Annotated in this window: 1 protein-coding gene; it reads right to left on the minus strand. The window is 74.3% G+C overall.

Annotated features, from left to right (window positions below):
- Positions 1–67: 67 nt before the first annotated feature.
- On the minus strand, positions 68–2,911 hold the full coding sequence (locus C1I93_RS29960) for a DNA polymerase III subunit gamma and tau (RefSeq protein ID WP_111246598.1): 2,844 nt from the start codon (positions 2,909–2,911) through the stop codon (positions 68–70).
- Positions 2,912–2,956 lie beyond the last annotated feature (45 nt).

Here is a 2,956-nt window from a genome sequence, read left to right on the forward strand (position 1 = left end):
AGTTATCGCCATGACACGCCGAGGCCGGGGGCAACAACTTCATGGTCACCGCGCGGGGTGGGTGGGGTTAGTCGCTGATTTTCTCGGTGGTGGCGAATGCCGTGCGGAGGAGGCGCAGGGCCTGCTCCTCGCTCGACTCGCGGGCGGTCTTCTCGTCGATGATCTCGTCCAGCGGCTCGTCGCCGGGATCGAACCCCTCGTAGGTAGGCGTGGCCGCCGGCTGCGCGCCGCCGGACCGTCCCGCACCGCCGCGCGCCGGGCCGTCGAAGTCCGGATCGTACGGCGGCTCGCCAGCGAACTCGACATCAGCCGTCCGCCGGGCCGCCCCGGTGGACCGTCCACCCTGTCCGGCCGCAGCCGCCCGAGCCGCCGCGATCGCGCTGCTCACCGGGGCACCCCCGGACCTGCCGTTGCCACCGCTCGGCGCACCCGGACGGGACACCTTCGCGGTGGCCGGCGCGCCGTTCGCCGCGGCCGAACCGCCGTTGGCCGGTCGCGCCTCGGCCGGAGTCGGTCGCGCCTCGCTCGGGGTCGGTCGCGCCTCGGGCGACCTGCTCCCGGCTGGTGCGGCGGAGGCACCCGGGCCGCCATGGTCCGCGCCCCCGGCGGGCCGGTCCGGCCCCGCCCCGTTGCCACCCGGACGAGCCGGTTCCGGCCACCCCTCATCCCCGTCGCTCGCGACAGCGTCGGAGGTGGGTGCCGCGCCACCGGGGCGGGCCGGTTCCGGCCAACTCTCGTCATCCTCGGCCGCCTCAGCCGCAGACGCTGCGGGCGCTGCCGGCGCGCCGGAGCGGCCGGAGGCACCCCGCTGGGCTGCGGGCGCGTCACCGGTGCGACCAGGAGCCACACCTGGCCGGCCGCCAGCCGCGCCGTTCGGCCGGGCCTCCGCTGCCGTACGCGACGGCGCCGGGCCGCCACGCGGATTGCCCGGCGACATGCCGCCCCGCTCGCCGGCCACCTCGCACCGGATCTGCCAACGTCCGCCCAGTTCCTCGTAGAGCGCGTCGGTGAGCACCTGGGCGTGGTCGGACATCATCCGGGCCAGCACCGCCGACTTCACGGTCAGCACGAGGGTGTCGCCGTCGAGGTCGCGCACGACCGCGTCGCGCATCAGCGCGGCGATCTTCTTGTGGCTGCGGTTCACCTTGCCGACCACCTCCGGCCAGACCCGGCGTACCGCGACCGCGTCCAGCACACCGGGGGTCGGCGCACCGGGCCGGGGCGGCTCCGGGGTGACCGGATCAGGCATCACGGCCGAGGGCGGCACCTGCCGCCGCGCGGCCACGGACCCGCCGTCACCGCGCTGCCCACCCGCGTCATTCGGACCAGCCTCGCCACGCAGCCCGCCAGCATCAGCCGCGCCACGCGGCCCGCCCGCGCCGTTCCCGTCCGCCTCGCCGCGCTGCCCGCCAGGACCGGCCCCTCCGCCGCGCTGAACGTCCGTCAGGCCCGCCGAGCCAGCGGTGCCGCCACGCTGTCCAGCCGCACCAGCGCTGCCGCCACGCTCTCCGTCCGCGCCAGCGGTGCCAGCGCCACCTACCGGGCCGCCGGGCCGGCCAGACCCGGTGCCTGTCGAGTCAGCCGGGCCGTGGGAGCCGTTGGTCGGCGTGGTCGCGCCCCGGGCGGCTGCGCTGGCCGCGGCGGCACGTGCGGCAGCCGCCCCCGACTGGCCACCGGGCACCGCCGGTTCGCTTTCGCCCCGTCCCGGACCCGCTGCGGGCGCGGCGGCCAATGCTGCGTCGGTGCCGGTAAGGGTGAGCCGACGTTCCATGCGTTCGAGGCGCTGGAGCAGTCCGCCGGTGGAGTCGTCGACGCCGGGCAGCAGCATCCGGGCGCAGATCAGCTCCAGCAGCAGCCGGGGCGCGGTGGTGCCGCGCATCTCCACCAGTCCGTCATGCACGATGTCGGCGCAGCGGGACAGGGTGCCCGGCCCCAGGCGTTCGGCCTGGGCGGTCATCCGCTCGATCTGGTCGGCCGGTCCGTCGATCAGACCCTTGGTGGCGGCGTCCGGCACCTGCTGGAGCACGATCAGGTCGCGCAGGCGTTCCAGCAGGTCGGCGGCGAACCGGCGGGGGTCGTGCCCGGCTTCGGCCACCCGGTCGACGGTGGCGTACGCGGCGGCGCCGTCCCCGGCGGCCAACGCGTCGCACATCTCGTCGATCAGCGCCGAGTCGGTGACGCCGAGCAGCGCGGCGGCCCGCGCGTAGGTGACCCCGTCCGGACCGGCACCGGCGATGAGCTGATCGAGCACCGAGAGGCTGTCCCGTGCGCTGCCCCCACCGGCGCGGACAACCAGCGGGAACACCGCCGGCTCCACCTGGACGCCCTCGGCCTCGGTGAGCTGCTCCAGATATGGCCGGAGGGTCTTCGGCGGGATCAGCCGGAACGGGTAGTGGTGGGTCCGCGACTTGATCGTGCCGAGGACCTTCTCCGGCTCGGTGGTGGCGAAGATGAACTTGACGTACTCCGGGGGCTCCTCGACCAGCTTGAGCAGGGCGTTGAAGCCGGCCGACGAGACCATGTGCGCCTCGTCGATGACATAGATCTTGAATCGGCTGTTGGCTGGTGCGAAGAACGCCTTCTCCCGCAGCTCGCGAGCGTCGTCCACACCACCGTGACTGGCCGCGTCGATCTCGATGACGTCGATCGAGCCGGCCCCGTCACCGCTCAGCGAGCGACACGAGTCACAGGTGCCGCAGGGCTCCGGGGTGGGACCATGCTCACAGTTGAGCGAGCGGGCCAGGATGCGGGCGCTGGAGGTCTTGCCACAGCCACGCGGCCCGGAGAAAAGGTACGCGTGGTTCAGCCGCCCGCTGCGCAACGCCTGCGACAACGGCTCGGTGACGTGCTCCTGCCCGATGACCTCGGCGAAGGTACGCGGCCGGTACTTGCGGTAGAGCGCCAGTGCCACGGCGTCCCGCCTCCTCTCAACCGCGCCTGTCTCTTATACACATCT

Origin of the sequence: Micromonospora endophytica, assembly GCF_003236305.1 — a bacterium.
GTDB lineage: Bacteria > Actinomycetota > Actinomycetes > Mycobacteriales > Micromonosporaceae > Micromonospora > Micromonospora endophytica.